Genomic DNA, 20,243 nt, shown 5'->3' on the forward strand with positions numbered 1-20,243 from the left:
AAACAAAGGATAATTATATAATTGTTCGTGTTTACGTTGACTCGCTCCTATCTAGTTGGTATACTAATCAATGGCTTTGGAAAAATACTATGAATAAGCAAAGCGGAGGTGCATGTCATGTCATCAGTGGTTGTTGTGGGAACACAATGGGGCGATGAAGGAAAAGGAAAGATTACAGATTATCTTTCTGAGAGAGCAGAGGTTGTAGCACGTTACCAAGGTGGTAATAATGCAGGTCACACAATTGTTTTTGGTGGAACTAAATACAAATTACATTTAATACCTTCAGGCATCTTTTATAAAGATAAAGTTTGCGTGATTGGGAACGGAATGGTTATTGATCCGAAAGCATTGGTTGAGGAGCTTGCTTACTTACATGAGCGTAATGTTGATACAAGCAATCTACGTATTAGTAACCGGGCTCACGTTATTCTTCCATATCATTTGAAATTAGATATTGTAGAAGAGGAACGTAAGGGTGCAAACAAGATTGGTACAACCAAAAAAGGGATTGGCCCTGCTTATATGGACAAGGCTGCACGTATTGGGATCCGTATCGCTGACTTATTAGATAAAGAAGTGTTTGAAGAGAAACTAGAGCGTAATCTAGAAGAAAAAAACCGTATGTTTGAAAAGTATTATGAAGTATCGGGCTTCACGAAGGAAGAGATCCTAGAAGAATATTACGAGTATGGCCAACAAATTCAATCATACGTTTGTGATACATCCGTTGTTTTAAATGATGCACTTGATGAAGGAAGACGTGTGTTATTTGAAGGGGCACAAGGAGTTATGCTTGATATTGATCAAGGTACATATCCATTTGTTACCTCATCGAATCCTATTGCAGGTGGAGTAACAATTGGATCTGGAGTTGGTCCAGCTAAGATCACTAAAGCTGTTGGTGTTTCAAAAGCATATACAACACGTGTTGGTGATGGTCCATTCCCTACAGAATTACATGATGAAATTGGTGATCTCATAAGAGAAGTAGGAAACGAATACGGTACGACTACTGGACGCCCACGTCGTGTTGGTTGGTTTGATAGTGTTGTCGTCCGTCACGCACGCCGTGTGAGCGGATTAACTGACCTATCTTTAAACTCAATTGATGTCTTAACTGGAATCAAGACATTAAAGATTTGCACAGCATATAAGTATCGTGGCGAGACGATTGAAGAGTTTCCTGCGAGTCTGAAGGTTCTTGCTGAATGTGAGCCGGTATATGAGGAGCTTCCTGGTTGGGAAGAGGATATTACTGGAGTAACATCTCTTAGTGAGCTTCCTATCAATGCACGTCATTATATTGAACGGGTTTCGCAGTTGACTGGTATTCCTTTAACAATTTTCTCTGTTGGACCAGATCGCAATCAAACAAATCTAGTTCGTGGTGTATTCGCTTAATATAAATCAATATAAAGGATGGAAGGATTCCCTTGCATCCTTGTATTTTTTTCGTTATTCTTAATGGAGTAATGAATAGCTCAAAAAAACTTTTTAAAAAAGTATTGCTTCGATTTTTTTTATGTGTTATTATAAATCTTGTCGCCAAGAGTACAAGCTACTCAAACTTGACAAAGCAGCATTGAAATACATCAAGAGCCATTAGCTCAGTTACGAGCGTTTCTTCAAGAAATAACTACGAGTTGTTTCGACACAGCTCACTTCTAGCGTTGCTAGTAGAGGAAGAAACAGGTGGATGCATCATTGAATATGCGTCGTCCGTAAGATTCTTGACAAAGCAGCATTGAAATACATCAAGAGCCATTAGCTCAGTTGGTAGAGCATCTGACTTTTAATCAGAGGGTCGAAGGTTCGAATCCTTCATGGCTCACCACTTATTTTTCAAAGTGGCCCGTTGGTCAAGCGGTTAAGACACCGCCCTTTCACGGCGGTATCACGGGTTCGATTCCCGTACGGGTCACCATTTTATATTATTAATTGGTCCGGTAGTTCAGTTGGTTAGAATGCCTGCCTGTCACGCAGGAGGTCGCGGGTTCGAGTCCCGTCCGGACCGCCATTTAATTTCATATGGTATGGCTTGGTAGCTCAGTCGGTAGAGCAATGGACTGAAAATCCATGTGTCGGCGGTTCGATTCCGTCCCAAGCCACCATTAGCCGACCTAGCTCAATTGGTAGAGCAACTGACTTGTAATCAGTAGGTTGGGGGTTCAAGTCCTCTGGTCGGCACTTACTAATCCGTATGTATTCTATACATACGGGTTTTTTATGTTTTAATTTACAAAAAATATCCAGAAATATGACAAAAACATTACAATCTATTAACATTTAAATTTTATAAGAAACAAAATAGAAGAATATGCTAGAATAAGGAAGGTTATCGAAAGCTGTCTATAAACCAAAAATAAATCGTCCAAAATACATAGAGTTATGTAGAAAAGGTTTAAGTAAGAAGAATTTTTAGGAGGAATGGCATGAATTCAAAGAAGGATTCTTATATAACGAAGAGACTCGTTGTTTCTTTACAATTGCTTGTTTTTTGCTCAATGGTTTTTATATTCTCTGGAGCGAATACAGTAAATGCTGAAAAATCATCTATACACACCATATACCACGTTTATATTAATGGTAAACATATAGGTTTTATTAATAATAAAGAAGCAGTTGAAACGATCCTTGCTGAGAAGGTAGAACAATCCAAGATTGAGAATCTTGATCTATCTCTTCAAATTAAAGAGGAAATCGAAGTCATTCCTGAGATTGTTTTTCATGATCGTAGTGAAAATGAGTTGGTTACGTCAACACTAACAGATCAGGTTTCTGTAGAGGCAAAGGTTGCTGCTCTAGAAATTAATGAAGAGACGATTATTTATCTCCCTTCTGAGCAGGAAGCGGAGAAAGTATTAGAGCAGCTAACGGCACCATTTGTTTCAAAGGAAGACTATGAATCTTTCTTTAATTCGGAGGTAAAGGTAGAAACGGAAGAAAAGAAAATAACTCTTGAAATAGGCGATGTGCTTTACAAAGATATTTCTTTTACAAAAGATGTGGAAATTGCAGAACATGTTGTAGATCCAACTAAGGTTATCTCAGTAACTGATGCTGTTGACTTAATTAAGAAGGGTGTGCTTAAAGAAACCCCTTATATTGTTAAAGAAGGTGATGTCCTTGGAGCAATTGCTAACAACCATGGACTTACGACAAAAGAGTTACTTGATATAAACAAGGATCTTAATGAGGATAGTGTTATAAATATTGGTGATCAATTAAATGTAACCGTATATGAGCCGATCGTTGAGGTTCTTACAACAAAGGTAAAAAAGGTCGAGGAAGACATTCCGTTTGAAACTGAAGTTCAGGAAGATAGCTCCTTATGGAAGGGTGACCAGAAGGTAACTCAGGAAGGAAGCACTGGTAAGCAAGTGATTGAATATGAGATCACTGAACAAAATGGAAAAATGGTTAAGCGAGAAATATTATCTGAAGAAATAACTGAAGAACCAGTCAAGAAAATTGTTGTAAAAGGAACAAAGGTTATTCCATCTCGTGGTTCTGGACAAGTTGCATGGCCGGCAGTCGGGGGCTATATTTCAAGCTATCAAGGAAACAGATGGGGTCGCTTCCACCGAGGCATTGATATTGCAAGACCGAGTAATTACAATATTCTATCCGCTGATAATGGGACTGTAACCTCCGTTGGCTATCAAGGTGGCTATGGAAATGTAGTTAGAATTAATCATAATAATGGCATAGAAACATTATATGCACATTTAGACTCGATTGATGTTAGTGTTGGACAAACTGTTTCACAAGGACAGAAGATTGGCGTTATGGGAAGAACCGGGAATTCAACAGGTGTTCATTTGCATTTTGAAATTTATGAGAATGGCCAATTGAAAAACCCAATGGATTATCTAAATAGATAAAGAATTGAACATTAGATGAAAAGGATATCTTAACAAGTCAATACCGACTTATAAGATATCCTTTTTCTTATTCTTACATAAGAACGTTTAAGGATGCTAACGGACGTAAGCAATGACATATGTTAGAATAAAGAGAAACTACAGAGATCGGAGAGAGTTCAGGATGGATAAACGAATCTTAGTTGTAGATGATGAAAGACCAATTGCTGACATCTTGAAATTCAACCTCGAAAAAGAGGGGTTTGAAGTAATATGTGCATACGATGGACTTGAGGCAATTGAGCTTGTAAATAAAGAGACGCCTGATTTAATTTTACTGGATATTATGCTGCCATATAAAGACGGAATGGAAGTTTGTCGTGAAGTCCGAAAGACATTTGATATTCCAATCATAATGCTAACAGCAAAGGATTCAGAAATTGATAAGGTTCTGGGCCTAGAGCTTGGTGCCGATGATTATGTGACAAAGCCATTTAGTACCAGGGAGCTTCTTGCTCGTGTTAAAGCTAATTTACGTCGACATCGAGTAAGTGATGATACAAGTGGTCAGCTGAAGGAGATTGTTGTAGGTGACTTAAGCATTTACCCTGAATCTTACTTAGTTAAGCGACGGGGGGAAACGATTGAGCTTACGCATCGTGAATTCGAGTTGATTCATTATTTAGCGAAGCATTTAGAACAAGTAATGACAAGAGAGCATCTCTTACAAGCGGTTTGGGGCTATGATTACTTTGGAGATGTTCGAACCGTTGATGTAACGGTGAGAAGATTAAGAGAGAAGGTAGAAGATAATCCGAGTTATCCTGTTTGGATCATCACACGACGAGGAGTCGGTTACTATTTATCATCGCCTGAGCGGGAGCAGTCTTAAATGAAAGAAAAAGTTGGCTTTTTTAAGTCGATCCAGTTTAAGCTCATTATTATCTATGTGCTGATTATCTTTATTGCAATGCAAGTCATTGGTGTCTATTTCACGAAGCAGCTGGAGGCACAGATGCTGACAAATCATTTTGATATGTTGGATGAACGAGCTCATTTGCTTTCCTATAACATTGCTCAAGAAATGACGAATAATCGTGAGGATCGAACAGCATTAATTGCTAATATTAATGTTCTTCTAAGAGATATCTTTCCGATTGAGAATACTGAAGTACAGGTCATTGACCAGAATAAAGTTGTGCTAAGTACATCTAATCTAAGCAATCGACATATCGTTGGTCAGCAAAGTACTGAGGTTAGAGTGAAGCGGGCATTACTTGGGACTGCAGATGCGACTAATGTCCGCGATCAATCTAATGGGCATCGAACGAGAGTGCTTGCAGTACCTATCGTTGTTGAAGAGGACATAGTAGGGGCATTATACATTGAAGCGTCGATTGAAGATATTTATGAACAAATAAGACAGATTAATAGCATTCTATTAAGTGGGACATTTATCGCTTTGGCGATCTCAGTTGTTCTGGTTGTCCTTTTAGCTAGAACGATTACAGCTCCGATCATTGATATGAGAAGGCATGCCCTGAGGATGGGGTATGGTGACTTCACAAGGAAAGTATCTGTCTACAGTGCCGATGAAATTGGGCAGTTAGCAACCTCATTCAATGACCTTACAATGAAGCTTCATGATGCAACAATTACTCGTAACCGTGAACAAAAGCGTTTGAAATCTGTTCTGACTCATATGACGGACGGAGTGATGTCAACGGATCAGGATGGCAAGATCATCTTAATGAATAAGCGTGCAGAGGAATTACTAAATATAGAGAGCGACAAAGCAGTAGGACGTTTCTTACCAGATGTGCTACATTTATCAGAAACATTTAATCTTGAGGACCTCTATGAACAATCAGAGTCAATTCTACTTGATTTTAGTAATGAAGAGGAAGCTTACTTATTAGAGGCAAACTTCTCTGTCATTCAGGAAGAAAATGGACCAATTAATGGTCTAATTACAGTTCTGCATGATGTAACGGAAGAAGAAAAGATTGAACAAGATCGCCGTGAGTTTGTTGCGAACGTATCTCATGAATTGCGAACGCCACTCACTACAATGAAGAGTTATTTAGAGGCTCTTGAGGATGGAGCGATTGAAGATGTAGAGTTATCGCGTCGTTTCCTTGGTGTCACGCAAAATGAAACAGAACGAATGATCAGGCTTGTGAATGATTTACTACAATTATCTAAGATTGATAGTCATGACTATCGTCTTACGACAGATACAATTGAATTACGTTCATTTTTAGAATTAACGCTTGATCGATTTGAAATGCTAGCTACTGATAAAAACATTATTTTTAATCGTAAATTCAGTAACAAACCAATCTATGTTGACATTGATCAAGATAAGATGACACAAGTCCTTGATAATATTATTTCTAATGCGATGAAGTATTCACCAGAAGGTGGAACTGTGAGAATAAGAACGCTCCAACAGGGTGAGAACGTCAGAATTAGTATTGCCGATCAAGGGATGGGTATTCCCCGGGAAAGCCAAACAAAGATTTTCGAGCGCTTTTACCGTGTTGATAAGGCGAGAGCAAGAAGTGTTGGTGGTACTGGACTTGGTCTTGCTATTGCGAAGGAACTTGTTCAAGCACATGGAGGACATATCTGGGCCCAAAGTGAGTATGGAAAGGGAACAACAATTTTTATTACCCTGCCTTATACCGTTAAGGAGGTAAAAGCATGAATGTAGAGCATATCAAATCAGGTTTGTTAATTGTCCTCATTGGTTTAAGTATCATTTTAACATGGCAACTATACACGTATCAGCCTGAGATTGCTCTTCTTGATGATGTTACATCACGATATGTCTCAAGTGAACTGATTGGTGAGGAACGAGTGATATCCGATGTTATTCAACCAGACCAAATGGTTGTTCATTATAATGACATGAAAGCATTAATCCCCAAAAATGACCCGAAGTTTGCTCAGCTTTATGAGAAACTGTTGACTGCTAGCTTTGAAGAAATTGAAGTGTCAGACGACATTTTCCCAAAGGTAAATGAAAGAGGAGGGATTGAATTACTATTTCCTACTTCAATTCCCTCACATCTCTTTCTTAATATGATTTCAGTTGAAACAGACTATCTCTATCCTGGAACAGTCATTGACCGTATTTATTTATATGTGAACGATGCTAATGGACAAGTGTATATGCAGTTTCTATCTAGTGAGGATCGTCGGGTCGGTTCAATGAAAACAAATATAGCAGTCAATGAATTTGAAGAAGTATTTGTTCAGCCAATTAGTGAATATATACCCGTCAAGACACTTGCAGGAGAGAGATCAACCAAGGCTCTTATTACTGAGGATGTCTATATTACAACTGAACCGTTCAAGGTTGATAAGTTGTCATACGGAGCTACTAAGCTATCCGTTCATTTATTTAGACAATCGTTATTCACTGATCCGAATGCCGTAAAATATTATCAGCAAACAGACGGTGAAGATTCATATACCGACGGTAACCGCATTATTAATTTGCGAAAAGACGGTTTGTTTATGGAATATGGGAACACTATTTTCTTAGGTTCACAGGAATTAACGAAGCATATTGTTCAAGGTGGATTTGAATTTATCAATGGTCATGGTGGTTGGACTGATCAGTATCTTCTCTCAAATTGGGTATCAACAACGAACCGTGACGAAGTTGAATTCCGTCTAGAACTAAATGGCTTCCCTGTGCACAGCATTGATGGACAGGATCGTATGACACTGAAGGCGAAAAGATCTGGTAACCAAATTATTAGCTATTCCAGACCGTTACTAGATCTAGACTCATTAGCAATCAACGCAAGTCAAAAAATAGAAATGCCTGCAGGAGAAGATGTGATTAGCTATCTTCAAAATGATGAGCTATTCGATGTACAACGCATTTCAAGAGTATCAGTTGGTTATGAAATGCACATGACCAATCCAACGTTCTTCACAGTTGAGCCTCATTGGTATGTCTTGTACGGAAGCCGTTGGCAAAAAGTTTCACTTGATCAATTGAAGGGAGCAGGCGACAATGGATTGGAATAGAACGAAGACGATTTTTATTGTTACGTTTCTGCTCTTAAATTTGTTTTTAACGTGGCAGCTAGTTGAAACGAATAACGCCAACCAAATGAATTTAATAACTGAGGCTACAATCCAGGAAAAGCTAAAGGAAAATAACGTTAATATTGAGGTTGAACTAAAGGAAGTAGAAATTTCAAGCCCACTCATTGTTGGGAAAAGTGTCGTTTTTGAGCAAGACAATCTTATACTAGCGAATCAACAAATTGATATTGTTGAAGAGCGGACGATCTTCTCAGTGCTTGAAAAGCCATTTCCCCTGACAAATGATCAACTAGATATTGACCTACAGCAATTTTTGACAGGCTATGTCTATAAGGGTGGCGACTATCGTTATGATAGCTACGACCCACTAACAAAAAAAATGACCTTATACCAATCGTATGAAGGTAAGATGGCCTATACCCTTGAAGAAGGGCCATTAACATTACAATTAGATGATGAGCTACAGATAATTTCTTATGAACAAAGGTATTTTGAGTTTGAGGAGCAACCCGGTAAGGAACCTGAGTTACTTTCAAGTCTAAAAGCTATTGAAAAGTTATGGAATGATCAGCTAATTGGTATGAACCAGACGATTACAGATGTCCAATTTGGCTATTACAATTTCTTCAGTCCAGCAGGTGATGTTCAAGTGTTTGCCCCGATGTGGAGAGTGACGGTCGGAGAAGAGGTCTATCTCGTACATGCAATTAATAGCTCAGTACAAAAACTCTCGGATTCATAAGGTAGAGATAGAAAGAAAGGAAGGAAGGTACGGATGTCATTACGCTTTAGTGTACTTGCAAGTGGTAGTACAGGTAACGCTGTATATGTAGAAACGGATCAGAAGCGAATTTTGATTGATGCTGGTTTAAGTGGCAAAAAGATGGACGAGTTATTTAAACAAATCAATAGAAGTCCAAAAGAGCTTGATGGCATATTAGTTAGTCATGAACATAGTGACCATATCAAAGGTGTTGGGATATTTGCTAGAAAGCATAAGCTACCAATCTATGCAAATGAAAAGACATGGCAAGCAATGGAGCCAATGCTCGGTCAAATACCAACAGAGCAAAAGTTTATTTTTAAGACAGGTGAAGTGAAAAGCTTCGGAAACCTAGATATCGAATCCTTTGGCGTTTCTCACGATGCAGCTGAGCCGATGTTTTTTACATTTCAGCATGAAGGTAAGAAGCTCGTGCTTGCAACGGATATGGGCTATGTAAGCGAGCGAATTAAAGGAACAATTAAAGGTGCAGACATGTTCATTTTTGAATCAAATCATGATATGAATATGTTACGAATGGGAAGATACCCATGGAGTGTTAAAAGGCGGATACTGAGCGATGTTGGACATGTTTCAAACGAAGATGCAGCCCTTGCCTTATCTGAGGTCATAACAGATAATACAAAACGTATTTATTTAGCCCATTTAAGCCTAGATAACAATATGAAGGATCTTGCACGTCTTTCTGTCGAACAAGTATTAAAAGAGCAAGGAATGGCGGTCGGTGAGCAATTTTCACTTTATGATACAGACCCGCATCATTCTACTCCATTAGCAGTCGTCTCTTAGTATAAATGAAGAGGTTGGGACAAAAGTAATTTAACTAATAGAAAACCGAAAATGATAGTTGGCGGGAGTAAACCGCTCCTGAAATATACTTCGCTTTCCGCGGGAAGCCGGTGAGCCTCCTCGTGCTTCGCACTTGCGGGGTCTCACCTTTGGCTTTTTTGTCCCGCAGGAGTCTACGTATATTTCATCCGCTACATGATTGCTTTATTCGGTATTTCAGTTAGATACTTTAATTATGTCCCGGCCTCTTTTTATGCATTACTTTTGACGTTTACGCGTCAACATTGTTGGGAATTATAAAGAAAAATCAAAAATATCGTAAATTGTGTGAAAGCACTAGTAAATGACTTTTTTCCGATTATAATATAACCATAATCATACTAAAGGAAGGTGTAGCAGAATGGGGTACTATGACGATCATGCGACAGAGGTAAGATCAGAAAAACCTCGTAAGCAGCAAAGTCCTATTTTAATAGCATTTATTAGTGCAGTGGCAGGCGGTATGGTTGTCCTATTTTCAATACCGTTCTTAGCCAACATAGGGTATTTATCATTTCTTGATCAAAATGGATCAGATTCCGAAGCGGTGGAAACAAGTGCACCACAAGAAGGTTTGCGGACAGTCCAGCTCGATGTTCATTCTGATATAACCAGTGCTGTCGATAAGGTTTCCGATGCAGTAGTAGGAATCATTAATACACGCCAAGCCAATTTCTTCGATCAGTCTGGTGGAGAAGGCACAGGCTCAGGAGTTATTTATAAAAAGGCAGGCGATAAGGCATTTGTCGTTACAAACCATCATGTTATCGATCAAGCTAGCGAAGTTGAAGTTAGTTTGACAGATGGGACTCGGGTACCTGCCAAGGTGCTAGGAAGTGATGTCATAACTGACCTAGCTGTTCTTGAGATTGATGGTACAGATATTTCAACGGTTGCTGAGTTTGGAGATTCAAAGTTACTGAGAGTTGGTGAGCCCGCGATTGCAATTGGAAATCCATTAGGCTTACGCTTCTCAAGTACGGTCACACAAGGAATTATTAGTGCAACAGAACGAAGCATTCCTGTTGATTTAACAGGCAATGGCCAGGTTGACTGGTATGCTGAAGTCATGCAAACAGATGCAGCAATCAATCCAGGGAATAGTGGTGGAGCGTTAGTTAATATTGAAGGACAAGTGATTGGAATTAATTCAATGAAAATAGCACAAAGCTCTGTTGAAGGAATCGGTTTTGCGATCCCGACAGAAATTGCTCTTCCCGTTATTGAAGATCTCGAACGCTTTAGTGAGGTCCAACGACCACAAATGGGTGTAGGTATTCGTTCATTAAGCGAAATTGCAAGCTACCACTGGCAGGACACTCTAAAGCTTCCAGCAGAAGTGAAGGGTGGAGTCGTTGTTACAAGCGTTGCTCCCGCATCACCTGCAGAGCGTGCCGGCTTGCAACAATACGATGTTATTGTTGAGATTGATGGGACTGCAATGAATGACGGACATGACCTCCGTAAGTATTTATATACTGAAAAACAACTCGGAGAAGAAATTGAAGTGACCATTTACCGAGAAGGGAAGAAACAAACCGTTACCCTTCAGTTAACGGAGCAGCAAAGCTTCTAAATAAATTCAAATGAAGAAGTGTTCAACTAGTCAACAGGGCTAATGGAACACTTCTTTTTTTGTATTTAAAGTTATCCCGAGCATATCCACAGACGTAGAAAGGGTATGCTATAATTAGCAAATAAGAAAGGAAGTTGTCGAATGTATTATGCTTGTCAGGAACATATAGAGCTAGCACTAGATGTAGTAGTAGATGAAAAAGAATTAGCACCAGTCATTAATAAAATAGAGGATCAAACAAACTTATCCACAACATGTAGTTTTTGTGAAAAAGAAGCGATTTACACAATATCTGCGTAAATTAACATGTTGATATGTGGATAACTATTGTGGATAAGTTTTAGAAGAAGGTTGTGAACATGTGAATATCTCAATCATTACAGTTGGGAAGCTAAAAGAAAAATATTTAAAGCAAGGAATTGCTGAATATCAAAAACGATTAGGTGCATACGCCAAGGTCGAAATCATCGAAGTTGCAGATGAAAAAGCTCCAGAGCAACTAAGTGAACTAGAAATGGAGCAAATCAAGCAAAAAGAGGGAGAACGCATCCTAGCAAAGGTCCAACAAGATACGCATGTCATCGCTCTAGCCATCGAAGGCAAAATGGCCACATCCGAGGAGCTAGCCGATGACCTCGATAAGCTAGCAACCTATGGAAAAAGCAAAATTGCTTTCATTATTGGTGGATCATTAGGATTAAGCGATGATGTCATGAAACGAGCGAATCAGACACTTTCATTTTCGAAAATGACCTTTCCACATCAGTTGATGCGGTTGGTGTTGGTGGAGCAGGTGTATAGGGCTTTTAGGATTAATCGGGGTGAACCGTACCATAAGTAAATGAGGTTTCTAGAAAAATGGAGTTGAATAAGATTCCTCAAATTTACTGATAAGTAGTTTCTCTAATCTATAAAACCCGAATATGGTACTTTAAAAATGCACCTATTCGGGTTACTTTATAAGAACCCTATTCTATAACGGAATCCGAATCATAAATCGAGTATTTTCAGTAATTGCATGGGTGCCGCCCAAAATAGTGAAAGTCGTTCTCGACAAATTTTGTTCATTCATCCATGTTTGAACTTCTTTTGGTAGGTGATTGGTATCCGTCAAAATGATAGGAGATCTTTGTGAAGAAGAGTAAGGAGAAGCGGGAAGGGCATCGATGAAACTTCTCCCACTAGCAAACGATACATTTGAAAAATCAAAGTCTTTTTCAAATCGTTTAACCACTTCAATACTTGTACTAAACCTAGACTCTCCAGATATTCCTTCAATCGAAGTAACTCCTAGTTGTCGGAGTTGATCTCTAATCTTCTCTGAAATGACCTGTGTTCCCCCTATGATTGTTACTTTCCTAATTTCATTGTGATGAAAATAACTCACCACCTCACTTGATAGATGATCTCGTGCTGTTAACAAAATGGGGATTTGCATCATTCCGGCGTAAGGAGCGATAGAAAGTGCATCGGGTGACTGTTCATTTGCAGTTGTTAAAAAGACTTCGTTAGTAGTTCCAACCTCAGAAGCAATTTTCACTGCCGTATCAAATCTTGAGCGCCCACGGATGCGTTGAATGGGATATCCTTGTTGTCTTAAATTTTTTTCGATTTCGGGAGAGATGGCTGTGTCACCACCTGCTAAGTAAATTTTTGATGGCTGTAACCTGTTTAATTCAAGCAATAGATCGTTCAATAATCTGTCTGGTCTTGTTAGTAACAAGGGAGATTGAAATTTAGATGCTAATACACTAGATGTTAAAGCGTCAATTGGTTGATCACCCCTCCCTAGCACTACTACATCTGAACCTTCAGGCCACCCTCGTCTTGAAACTTCAATCCCAGTTAAATAACGATTAGCTCCAAAAATTTCAACGGTTTTTCGTACGTATTCTTCGGGAATTCGAACTAAACCGTGACCAAAAATAACGTCTCGGTTAGGTTCTCCTAAGTCTTTTACATTTTCAGTCAATCTTGAACGTAGTTGTGTGTTTGTAAAAGTTGGATGCTTTTCTTTCAAAACAGCTAAAGCCCCTGAAACAAAGGGTGCAGACATAGACGTGCCGCTCATATTTTGGTAACCATTATTTAAATATGTACTATAAATTCCTATTCCAGGTGCGGATATTTCAAGTGCTGGCCCTGTCGCTGAATAAGCATTAGCTTGAGTGGAAAACCGTCCACGTTCATTATCTGTATCTGTTGCACCAACAGCAATGACGGAATCATACTTTGCAGGGTAGTTTACCGTATAGTTATCTATATTGGCTGTCCCATTATTCCCAGCCGATCCGACAAGTAGAATTCCTTGTTCATAGGCTCGGTCGACCATTAATTTTAAGCTATTTGAATGATTCGTCATCCCTATACTCAAGTTTATGATATCCATGTTATTTGAAATCGACCACTCCAAAGCATGAATGATACTTGATAAAGATCCCGATCCATCTGCATCTAATGATTTAACCGCGAACAAATCAACGTCGGGAGCAACTCCTCTTATACCATTTCCGTTATGAAGAGCTGCTAAAATTCCTGCAACATGAGTTCCGTGTCCATTATCATCATGATATGAATCAGTATAGTGAACAGTAGATATCCCTCCTACAATTTGAAGGTCTTCATGTCGAGTATCAATTCCTGTATCAATAACAGCTACTCTTACTCCTTTTCCTGTAAAGTTTGCATTCCAGGCAAAAGGAGCATGAATACGATTAATTCCCCAATTATCGGTTTCATTATGAATGGTAACCACTTGATCCTCTTCTACATGTTCAACTAGAGGATTTCTTTCGATTTCCTCTAGTTCATTAATGGGCACAATAGCAGTTGCTATTGGGGCGACATCGATTATTTCAATAATGCTCCCGTCAGCATCCTCGACCACTTCTTCAGACACAGTTTCGTTAAAAGAAATGATTACTTCTGTCATATCATCATATTGATCTACTGCTTGAGTTCCCAGTTTCCCCTCAGAATTTGAACAGCAGCATAATATCAATAGACTAACTAAGATGATTCGGTTTTTCACCATGAAGACACTCCTAATATAAAATTCATTCACTACGGAATAGCAATGAATTTTGTTTTAGTTAGAATCGTCAAAAAGGAGGGTGATTATGTACAACCATTCATAATGAAAGTCATATATGAATGTAATTTTATTCATAAAAATCAACCTTAATTGTTAAGCTATGAATAAAATACCTAAGGAGGATGAAATGAGACGATTTTTATTAATGATGTCGATGCTGCTCATTTGTTCTGGATGCTTTGGTATAAATCAAAATCGGGACCCTGATGGCTACGAGGGACAGAATGTACAAGAAGGACAGGATTTTTTACCTTATCAGGCTAGTGACTTTCATATGAGCTATACGTTTTTTGGTTCAACTCAAGCACAAATAGATTTTGTCAATCGAACAAATGGAAATCTGCAAGTTGTCGCTCCGAGTTATTTTGATATTAATACAGATGGTAGTTTAAAGTTGACTAATCAGTTGAGCTCAACATTTATTAATGAGATGCACAGACGAAACATAAAAGTTGTTCCTTTTCTTAGTAATCATTGGGATCGTAATCTTGGACGGGCAGGCTTGGCAAATAAAGAGCATCTATCGAGACAAATAGCACAAGCGATCCAAACATATAATCTTGATGGTGTAAATGTGGACATTGAAAACGTGACTCATGTAGATAAAGATGATTTTACAGAGCTGGTTCGTTTGTTACGGAGCAAAGTCCCTCATCATAAGGAAGTATCCGTCGCTGTTGCTGCTAACCCTCAAGGCTGGACACAGGGATGGCATGGCATGTATGACTATCCAAACTTGGCAAAACATGCCGATTACTTAATGGTAATGGCCTATGATGAGAGTTATATTGGTGGATCTCCTGGCCCTGTGGCAAGTAAAAGTTGGGTAGAAAAAGGAATTGTTGAACTACTTCAACATGCACCTCGAAATAAGATTGTTTTAGGTTTGCCTTTCTTTGGTCGGTATTGGCAAGAGGGAGCAGCAGTTGGTGGGTATGGAGTTGCTAAACATATGGCTGACACATTAGTACAAAGATACAATGGATCCATTACATTTGATGAACAGAGTCAGTCGCCCAGGGTGAACTTCACGATACGAAGTGCGGATCCGACAACGGTCATTTCTGGGAGAACACTTCAACCAGGGAATTATACGTTATGGTTTGAGAATCAAAGGTCGTTGCAAGGGAAGTTCGATTTAATTCGTAAATATTCTTTAGCTGGTTCAGGAAGCTGGGCATTGGGATTAGAGAATCCAGCAATATGGACAAATTACGGGGCATGGGTCATGCCTAATTCAGAGAATCAAGCTGTTAAAATTTTGCCAGGACACCAAATAACTGGTGTCGTCACAAGTACCACTTTAAACATTAGACAGGAACCTACTACCACTTCTTCAATTGATGGGGAGTTGAAAAATGGAGAAATCGTTATTATTTCAGATGAAATGATTCAAAGCGGTGACCGTAATTGGTATCCAATTTATCTCGAGAATAATGACATAGGTTATCTAGCTGCAGACTACGTTAAACCAGTACAAACGAGAAACCTTTTTGGCCGTGATCGCTATATGACTAGTGTAAACATTGCACATGCTGGTTGGCCGGATGGGTCGGAAACGGTTGTTCTTGGACGTGGAGATCTACCAGTAGATGCACTCCCAGGAAGTGTATTGGCTGCCAAGTTAGACGCACCACTCCTTTTAACAAGACCTGACACATTGCCAACAGCGATACTAGATGAAATAAAACGTTTAGGTGCAGAACGAGTAGTTTTACTAGGAGGAGAAGGAGCTATATCGGCACAAACACAAAGAACTCTTGAACAAAGTGGAATGATCGTTCAGCGTGTTTTTGGAAGTAATCGTTTTGATACTTCTGTACAAATAGCCAATGAAATTGGAGTAGGAGATGAATTGATATTAGTAACGGGCCAGGAAACCTCTCCAGATTCACTTGCTATTGCTCCTTATGCAGGCATACGAGGAATTCCTATGTTACTAAGCTCAAGTCAGACATTACCGCGAGAAGTCCACAATTATATAAAAAATAACAGTGTAAAAAATGTAACAGTAATAGGCGGGAAATCAGTCATTTCAGAAAATATCTTACAAGAGTTAAGACTTCTTAAGGTTTCATCAGTGGAACGGATTTCTGGTACTGATCGTTTTAGCACAAGTGTAGAAATTGCAAAGCGTTTTGAAGCAGAGCTCCATCCGAACCATATTTATTTTGCTAGTGGTCTAAGTTTCATTGATGCTTTACCAGGTGCAGCTCTAGCTACAAGAGACAAAGCACCTATGATTTTAACCAATACTGACACAATGCCTAATTCGGTCAGTGACTGGATTAGAAATGATGGACGAATTCATCAAAATGCACAAATCAACTTCTTAGGAGGTTCTTTTACAATTACAGCTAATTCAAGGGCTCGGATATTACAACAAATTATATCAAAATGAGAAAGGAGGTCTCAATATTGAAAAAGTGGATAGGAACAATTATATTAACATGCTTAATAGTGGGCAGCTTATTAATGCAGAATGTTTCAGCCAAGTCAGGTCCTCAACCTAATGAGACGATCGGACAAGCTAGCATTGATGAAAAGGAAGAAGTAGTAGAACTTAATCTTGAGAAAAATGGTTTAGAAAGTGAGGTTGAGGAACTCGACGAAAGTTTGACAGGTGATCAAATTAATGAATTATTGGAAAGTGCAGAAAAAGACTTATTTGGTTGGTCGGCTGTAGGAGCAGATATTGAAAGAGTAGAAATAGAATCAATACATGGTAATGCATCAGTTCGAATTACAACAGAAAATAAGCAAGAACATGAAGGGGTCGTTCTTGCTCTTTCCCCCATTAAACCAGAAGTGAATTATGAGTATTCGGTATATGCAAAAGGAGAAGGAGATGTCTACTTAGAAATTGAAGAGACGAGTAGTAGGGGCCAATTCTTGAAAAGAACTCAGTCAGAATCAGTTACATTAACAAATGAGTGGCAAAGAATTGATTTGAACATAGAAACAGTAGCAGAAACAAATCAGGTCGATTTATTTATATTAACAGCAAGTCAACAGCGTGCATTATTTTATACAGATATGATTCAATTTAATGAGTTATAAAAGCGACCTCGGTCTTTCGAGGCGTTTTTTTACGTGTCCGGTAAGGATGGCGATTTACCGGGAGAACAGAGCCGGGAGGGCAGGGGTAATCGTGTGATAAATCCCTGATCCAAGTGAGCAAGAACTTCATTTAAGGCTAGTATCTTTAAATGAATCTGCACAACAATCTTTATTTTTATAAGCCTTAAATCTCATTTCTATATCGCAAATTGACAAGTTTCCGAAGGGAATTGTCTAATTATAAGAATTAATGTAGATTAATAAGATATAATACTGTTAGTAATTAAGGAATTAGGTGAAGGTTCTTTTATTAATTTTAAGACAAAAAATAAGTTTATCAGATAAGGAAAAATAGCCTATGTATACAAGGAAATTTAAACGGATTTTCATACTATCTATTATTCTTCTATTATTTTTTATAACTATAAATATTTATATCTCCTATTCAAAAATTAATAGAACGGTAGAAGAGTCTATCGCAAATCAAAGTCTCCAGGCAGCCAAGTCAATAGCTTCTTCAATGGACGTAGAAGGATATAAAAGATTTCTAGCTAACCCTGTCAGAAGCCAGGAGTATTGGGAAATAAGAAGGTATTTAAATGATGCAAGAGAAAAAATTGGTGCCCTTCACGTCTACACTTTAGCTGTTGATAATCCTAGAGTGTCGAAGGGGATGATCATGGGAATGCCTGAAGAGTGGGATAACTACGATATCGGAGACATTTGTACAGTTCCAGAAAAACAAGTTAAAAGAGCCTATGAAGGTAAAACCTACGTTACCGACGTACTTACTGATTTAAAATATGGCAACTACTTATCAGTCGGGGCACCGATAAAGGATAAAGAGGGCGACGTTATTGGTTATTTAGGGATAGATATTAGTGTGGATGTACTGGATGATATTGGCGGAAAAATACTCGGAAATAGTATTTGGCTATTAATTTTCAACGGTTTATTTGTACTTATTGTGAGTGCCTCATTTTTTATCATTCAAAGATGGTACCATCAAGAGGTAGCAAAAGAAATGAAGGATACGGAAGATATCTATCATTCAGAAGTTACATCATTAATTTCTTCTGCTCAATCATTAAGGCATGATTTTTTTAATCATATTCAAGTTATGCATGGACTGCTTAAATTAGGACATCACGAAACAGCTCTCAACTATATAACATCACTTTTTAAGGAAGCACGTTCAATTGAAAATATAAATATAAATATTGAAAACCCTGGATTGTCTGTATTATTGCAAACAAAGAAATTTTCAGCACAAAATCATAATATTGATATTGACTTCGATGTATCAAATCATTCCTTTGAAGCAGTCAAAACAGTAGACTTAATAAAGATTTTATCCAATTTAATTGATAATGCAATTGAAGCCACTCTAGAACTCCCGGAAGATGAAAGGGAAATAGGTATAGAATGTAAGGTCGAACCAGATCAGTATCTGTTTAAGATTGAAAATACGGGACAGAAAATTCAGGATAAAGAGAGCATTTTTAATAGAGGTTATTCAACGAAAGAACGAGGGAAACAAAGAGGTCAAGGATTATATATTGTGAGGAATGTCATCCATATATATGGTGGAGAAATATCAATTGATTCAACCGAAAATAAGACATCTATTATTGTGTTAATTCCTATAAAAAATTAGTTTGAAGGTTTTAAACCCTCACTTTTAACTGACACCGACTGAATTGTTGACTTACGGTATAGGTCGGTTTGTTTACTGATGAAACAGGTAAGCATGCAATAAGGCAATATGTAATGATAGCTGTCTATTGATGTTAAGTTCAAAGTAAATATAATGCTAGGGAGTCCTGTATGATGAAAAGTCCTGCCTTATCGTGGAAAGAAGTTCTGACCGGCGATACGAAGCATACCATTACCGGGGATGTTAGGATAATCGAAGCCTTCCCAATACCGCAACTGCAGACGGAGCGGAGAGTATGGATTTACTTACCTAGAAGCTATAACGATGAAACTCGTAGTTATCCCGTTATCTATATGCATGATGGACAAAATATGTTTAATCAAGCGACATCTTGGGGGACTGAGTGGGGTGTTGATGAGACGTTAGAGCAAATGACGATTGGTGATCCTGCACTTGAAGCTATTGTAGTAGCTGTTGATCATGGTGGAGACCAGCGTAACGATGAGTATAACTTTACGATTAACACGGAGTATGGTTTCGGTGGCAAAGGCGAGGCTTATGCTGAGTTCCTCGCGGAGACACTTAAGCCTTATATCGACAGCCATTACCGGACCCTCGCCGGAGCGGAGCATACAATGATGATTGGAAGCTCATTCGGGGCGTATATATCGCTCTACACCGCCATTCGTTATCCTGCTCAGTTTAGCCGAGTGGGCGGTATTTCATTCGTTATGTGGCAGGACAACGGCGCAATGATCCGATTAATTCAGCAGTCGGCTCTTTCTCCTACACTTCGCCTCTATCTTAGCATCGGCGAACTGGAGACCGATAATCCAGACTTTAACCGGATTGCCTCTGAGCACGTTGCCCTACTCAACCAGACGCTGACTGCAGCAGGGGTAGAGGATAGCAGAATTCGATTCGACGTCATTCCAGGCGGAACACACCACGAATCTACTTGGGGACCACTATTTGCTGAGGCACATCGTTGGCTGATTCAGCCATAATATGCTTCAAGCGGTTGGTTCAACTGTCAAAGGATAGAAGGAAAGCCTAAAAGAAATAACTAATAAAAAACCTTATTTAGTTAAATGAAGAACAAAAAGAGGCTGGGACATAACTAAAGTGTTTAACTGAAATGCCGAACAAAGCAGTCATGTAGCGGATGAAATATACGTAGACTCCTGCGGGATGAAAAAGCCAAGTGTGAGACCCCACAGGCGTAGCCGAGGAGGCTCACCGGCTTCCCGCGGAAAGCGAAGTATATTTCAGGAGCGGCTTACATCCGTCAACTATCATTGTTCGCATTT

15 protein-coding genes and 5 tRNA genes are annotated in these 20,243 nt (G+C 38.8%); 19 read left to right on the forward strand and 1 reads right to left on the reverse strand.

Going from position 1 to position 20,243, the window contains the following annotated elements; genetic code table 11:
• Positions 1-117: 117 nt before the first annotated feature.
• From J7W16_RS15970 to rlmH, 15 genes are all read left to right on the forward strand, one after another.
• Positions 118-1,404, forward strand: coding sequence for an adenylosuccinate synthase (locus tag J7W16_RS15970; protein ID WP_210598482.1), 1,287 nt, complete (start codon positions 118-120; stop codon positions 1,402-1,404).
• A gap of 357 nt (positions 1,405-1,761) precedes the next feature.
• Positions 1,762-1,837: transfer RNA gene (locus tag J7W16_RS15975), tRNA-Lys, on the forward strand.
• Between the two features lie 15 nt (positions 1,838-1,852).
• A tRNA-Glu gene (locus J7W16_RS15980) sits at positions 1,853-1,927 on the forward strand.
• A 16-nt stretch (positions 1,928-1,943) separates the two neighbouring features.
• A tRNA-Asp gene (locus J7W16_RS15985) sits at positions 1,944-2,020 on the forward strand.
• 18 nt (positions 2,021-2,038) lie between these two features.
• Positions 2,039-2,114, forward strand: a tRNA-Phe gene (locus tag J7W16_RS15990).
• Between the two features lie 3 nt (positions 2,115-2,117).
• Positions 2,118-2,190 (forward strand) — tRNA-Thr (locus tag J7W16_RS15995).
• Positions 2,191-2,435: 245 nt separating this feature from the next.
• Positions 2,436-3,887 (forward strand): peptidoglycan DD-metalloendopeptidase family protein, encoded by a 1,452-nt coding sequence (locus tag J7W16_RS16000; RefSeq protein ID WP_210598483.1) that lies wholly within the window; start codon positions 2,436-2,438, stop codon positions 3,885-3,887.
• Between the two features lie 163 nt (positions 3,888-4,050).
• Positions 4,051-4,758 carry a response regulator YycF gene (gene yycF, locus J7W16_RS16005; RefSeq protein WP_210598484.1) on the forward strand — a complete coding sequence of 236 codons (708 nt, stop codon included), beginning with the start codon at positions 4,051-4,053 and terminating at the stop codon, positions 4,756-4,758.
• Positions 4,759-6,576: a cell wall metabolism sensor histidine kinase WalK gene (gene walK, locus J7W16_RS16010; protein WP_210598485.1), complete on the forward strand. Its 1,818-nt coding sequence runs from the start codon at positions 4,759-4,761 to the stop codon at positions 6,574-6,576. It abuts the gene before it with no gap.
• Positions 6,573-7,913 (forward strand): YycH family regulatory protein, encoded by a 1,341-nt coding sequence (locus tag J7W16_RS16015; protein WP_210598486.1) that lies wholly within the window; start codon positions 6,573-6,575, stop codon positions 7,911-7,913. The genes walK and J7W16_RS16015 overlap by 4 nt, the downstream gene beginning before the upstream one ends.
• On the forward strand, positions 7,900-8,676 hold the full coding sequence (locus J7W16_RS16020; protein WP_210598487.1) for a two-component system regulatory protein YycI: 777 nt from the start codon (positions 7,900-7,902) through the stop codon (positions 8,674-8,676). The genes J7W16_RS16015 and J7W16_RS16020 overlap by 14 nt, the downstream gene beginning before the upstream one ends.
• 33 nt (positions 8,677-8,709) lie before the next feature.
• The gene (locus tag J7W16_RS16025) at positions 8,710-9,507 is read left to right on the forward strand and encodes an MBL fold metallo-hydrolase (RefSeq protein ID WP_210598488.1); all 798 of its coding nucleotides are present in this window, start codon (positions 8,710-8,712) and stop codon (positions 9,505-9,507) included.
• 400 nt (positions 9,508-9,907) lie between these two features.
• Entirely contained in the window at positions 9,908-11,122 is a 1,215-nt protein-coding gene (locus tag J7W16_RS16030; protein ID WP_210598489.1) for a S1C family serine protease, read from the forward strand.
• A 141-nt stretch (positions 11,123-11,263) separates the two neighbouring features.
• Positions 11,264-11,422, forward strand: a complete 159-nt coding sequence (locus J7W16_RS16035) for a CxxH/CxxC protein (protein WP_210598490.1) — start codon at positions 11,264-11,266, stop codon at positions 11,420-11,422.
• 61 nt (positions 11,423-11,483) lie between these two features.
• Positions 11,484-11,963: a 23S rRNA (pseudouridine(1915)-N(3))-methyltransferase RlmH gene (gene rlmH / locus J7W16_RS16040; protein ID WP_210598491.1), complete on the forward strand. Its 480-nt coding sequence runs from the start codon at positions 11,484-11,486 to the stop codon at positions 11,961-11,963.
• 132 nt (positions 11,964-12,095) lie between these two features.
• Here rlmH and J7W16_RS16045 read toward each other — a convergent pair whose 3' ends face one another.
• Entirely contained in the window at positions 12,096-14,156 is a 2,061-nt protein-coding gene (locus J7W16_RS16045; RefSeq protein ID WP_210598492.1) for a S8 family serine peptidase, read from the reverse strand.
• A gap of 187 nt (positions 14,157-14,343) precedes the next feature.
• Between J7W16_RS16045 and J7W16_RS16050 the strand changes: the two genes are divergently transcribed.
• From J7W16_RS16050 to J7W16_RS16065, 4 genes are all read left to right on the forward strand, one after another.
• The gene (locus J7W16_RS16050) at positions 14,344-16,617 is read left to right on the forward strand and encodes a cell wall-binding repeat-containing protein (RefSeq protein WP_210598493.1); all 2,274 of its coding nucleotides are present in this window, start codon (positions 14,344-14,346) and stop codon (positions 16,615-16,617) included.
• A gap of 17 nt (positions 16,618-16,634) precedes the next feature.
• Positions 16,635-17,276 carry a carbohydrate binding domain-containing protein gene (locus J7W16_RS16055; RefSeq protein ID WP_210598494.1) on the forward strand — a complete coding sequence of 214 codons (642 nt, stop codon included), beginning with the start codon at positions 16,635-16,637 and terminating at the stop codon, positions 17,274-17,276.
• Between the two features lie 358 nt (positions 17,277-17,634).
• On the forward strand, positions 17,635-18,933 hold the full coding sequence (locus J7W16_RS16060; protein ID WP_210598495.1) for a GHKL domain-containing protein: 1,299 nt from the start codon (positions 17,635-17,637) through the stop codon (positions 18,931-18,933).
• A gap of 170 nt (positions 18,934-19,103) precedes the next feature.
• Positions 19,104-19,940 (forward strand): alpha/beta hydrolase, encoded by an 837-nt coding sequence (locus J7W16_RS16065; protein WP_210598496.1) that lies wholly within the window; start codon positions 19,104-19,106, stop codon positions 19,938-19,940.
• Positions 19,941-20,243: the final 303 nt, after the last annotated feature.

Origin of the sequence: Halalkalibacter suaedae, from assembly GCF_017939705.1 — a bacterium.
GTDB classification, from domain to species: Bacteria; Bacillota; Bacilli; order Bacillales; family Bacillaceae_D; genus Halalkalibacter; species Halalkalibacter suaedae.